The organism is Psychromonas sp. (assembly GCF_047632995.1).
GTDB lineage: Bacteria > Pseudomonadota > Gammaproteobacteria > Enterobacterales > Psychromonadaceae > Psychromonas.
This window is the reverse complement of the sequence record NZ_JBLIEK010000229.1, coordinates 1-3211: the sequence shown is the minus strand read 5'-3', so window position 1 is coordinate 3211 and position 3211 is coordinate 1. Positions and strand designations below refer to the sequence as shown.

3 protein-coding genes and 1 pseudogene are annotated in these 3211 nt (G+C 39.3%); all 4 read right to left on the bottom strand.

Annotated elements, in window-relative coordinates; genetic code table 11:
- A partial coding sequence (locus ACJAT7_RS18730; protein WP_415228301.1) for a glucose PTS transporter subunit EIIB occupies positions 1–383 on the bottom strand: 383 nt, incomplete at its 3' end.
- A gap of 195 nt (positions 384–578) precedes the next feature.
- A complete protein-coding gene (gene treR, locus ACJAT7_RS18725; protein ID WP_415228300.1) occupies positions 579–1529 on the bottom strand; it encodes a trehalose operon repressor TreR in 951 nt (316 codons plus the stop codon).
- Positions 1530–1851: 322 nt separating this feature from the next.
- Positions 1852–2811 (bottom strand): glucokinase, encoded by a 960-nt coding sequence (locus ACJAT7_RS18720; protein WP_415228299.1) that lies wholly within the window; start codon positions 2809–2811, stop codon positions 1852–1854.
- A gap of 173 nt (positions 2812–2984) precedes the next feature.
- A pseudogene (locus ACJAT7_RS18715) lies at positions 2985–3211 on the bottom strand (PTS trehalose transporter subunit IIBC); the annotation flags it as partial.

Sequence of the window (3211 nt, the reverse complement as noted above, 5' to 3'; positions counted from 1 at the left end):
CCGAGAATCAAACCACCGGTAATAATAGCCGGGAGAAGCGGCACAAAAATTTCAGCCATATGTGAAATACCGCGCTCAAGCAGATTCATATTCTGCCGTGCCGCTGCTTTGGTCGCTTCTTTATCGTCCCCACCACCGGTTATCTTGGTTAATATTTTATATACTTCATCAACTTCAGTGCCAATCACGATCTGAAACTGCCCTGCAGTGGTAAATGCCCCTTTTACCATTGCAATCTTTTCAATCTCTTTCACGTTGGCCAATTCAGGATCAGCTAAGGCAAAACGCAAACGTGTTAAACAATGGCTAACACTGGCTATATTGCCCTTCCCCCCGATAAGTTCGACTAATCGTTCAACTTGTTTCTGATCAATTTTACTCATTTCATTATCCCTTTCGTTGTGAGAATTAACATAATGTAATGGAACCGTTCCCATTGAGAGTTAAGCATAGCCCAAACTGCGCATTATAAAAATGGGAGCACTCCCATTTTGAGGGGGGAATCACAAAATAAAAATGCGAGTATTGTTAGAAAAGGTTAGGGTAAAATGTGCTTTTTGCACGGGGTTGTTAATAATTCATTGATTTGTAGGTATTTTTTGCGTGACATGTAGCACTTCACGCGTTCCTTCTAACTGTTTGATAAGCAAGTTTGCAGAGGCCTTGCCGGCTAAGTAATAACCGGGATCGATACTGAATGTATTCGGGAAAATAAACGCCAACAACTCGGTTTCGCCAACACCGGAAACCAGTATGTCACTGCGATTAAGTTCCTGTAGACGCTTGGCAACGCCCATAGCTAATGTATCACTGGCACACACAATCGCTTCGGTTTGGGGCGTGACGACCAAATCAGTCAATTCATAGGCGCTTTTATGACTGAGTTGCCCGGTTTGAAAATGCGGTTCAATATTTTCTGATTTACAATAATCCAAATAAGCATTAAGACGCATTAAGCCCGTCGTTTTATCCTTAATATCGACACCAATAAAACTAATATTCTGCTTTCCCTGGCTTTTAACAGAGGAGATCGCCTGCTTAATAATGCCCTTATTATCATAACCAACAGAGGAAACATGATCGCTATCCACAGCAATAACGACCGCTTTATGCGCTAATTTTTCAACGTTAGTTAAATCGTAGCCTGTAAAACCAAATAAAATAACGCCATCGACACCTCTTTTCTGTAAAACGGCTAAATGCTCATCTGTTTTAGCTGCACTAAATTGCCCCTCCATAATCATGGCATCATAACCTGCCGCATACATAACATCTAAAATACCACTCACGACTTTATTTTCAGATGACGAATCAAGACGAGATACAATAATGCCAACGACTTTACTACTTCCGCCTCCCATAGCCTGAGCCGACTTAGATGGCACAAAACCGGACTCTTGAATAAGTCGTTCAACTTTTTCTCTGGTACTCGCCTTTACTTTAGGATGATTAGTTAATACACGGGAAACCGTTGATTTCCCAACCCCTGCTAACTTTGCAATATCAAGAATAGTAAGTTTTTTTGTCATAAGTTTATTCGGCCTGAAATGTATTTGTTTATTATCGCTGTAAAGAGGCATATTTAATTTGTTTTTCTTGCGCTATTTAATAGTACAGATATGAAAAAGCTAATCACTTTACATGATCAAGACTTTTATTAATATTGCTCGCCAAACATTATCTGCATTAGCAATTTTATTACAACAAAACTCGGCCTTCATCAGGTGCGATTTTCATAAAGCAGTTGATTTTCTCGGCTCGTAATTCGGGGTGATTTCCAGAAGATCTTTTTCTATCGCTAAATTCACCCGCAATCCATATTTAACCAGCTTTGCGAGTGGGACTGTACCATTATTTTATAGACTCTAACTCTTGACGAAGATAAACAGTTGCACCCAATAAGCCAGGATTATCATGCGTTATTAAAAAAGTTGGAATGGTTGAAAGGTAACCTTTAAAGCGTCCTTTTTCTTCAAAGAAACTTCTGAACTCACTAGATTGGAAGAAATCAACAAAGCGCGGCACAATACCACCTGCGATATATACACCACCAGTACAAGCAAGATTCAATGCAAGGTTACCCGCAAAACCACCCATAACTTGACAGAAAACTTCCAGACTTCTGCGCGCGATATCACAACTACCGTCTAATGCAGCTTTACATACATCTTTAGGTTGCTCAAATTTAGCGTGCTGCTGCGATAAAGTGCAAAGAGATTGGTATAAATTAACTAAACCTTGCCCGGACAAAATACGCTCTGCTGAAACGTGACCCAACTGCTCTTGTAATAAGAATAAAATATCAGCTTGTTCACGTGTATTAGGAGTAAAGCTTACATGCCCACCTTCACCATCTAAACTTATCCATTTATCCATTGATTTCACAATGTGTGAAACACCGAGCCCCGTTCCCGGACCAAATACTGCTGTTACACCATCAACTTGAGCTTCTCCTCCGCCAATTTGTATTTTTTCTTCTTGAGAAGCAAATGGTACTGCTAATGAAATGGCAGTATAGTCATTAATCACATATAAAGATTCTAATTTTAATTTCTCTTTAAGTGTTTTCTTAGAAAACTCCCAACTTAAATTTGTCATCACAACATGATCATCTTCAACTGGACAAGCAATACCCACACAAAGATGTTTAACTTCATCCTGTAATGTTAAAAAGTATTGAGCAAGTGCAGCATCCAGTGCTACGAATTCTGCACAAGCAAATTCTCTTAATTTACTCAACGCCCCTGTTTCAAGATCACAAACAGCAAGTCGAATATTTGTACCGCCAACATCAGCAACAACAGATAACATTTTTTTCTCCTAAAATAATTGCACGTAAAATATAAATTTTACATTACATACCCTTACCCACTGATTTATAAATTTATACTCAAACCAGATCAAGATGCAGGAATCAGCATCTTGAAATGGTTTGGTGTAGTTCTTCACGTGGTTTGGTATATTAACTATTGATCACTAGCCAATTAATTAGTTGCAAGTTGTAACTCATCATCAATTATCTCAGCTTGCTCAATATCACCTTTTTTCTCTGCGCGATTATAAAGTATAAGTGTTAAAGCAATAGGTACAACTATCGCAGCAAGCATCGCCAGTGCATAGACGCCCCAATACTGCGGCTGAATGGATAAGATACCCGGCAATCCACCGACACCAATCCCATTCGCCATAACACCTGCAATACCACAAATAC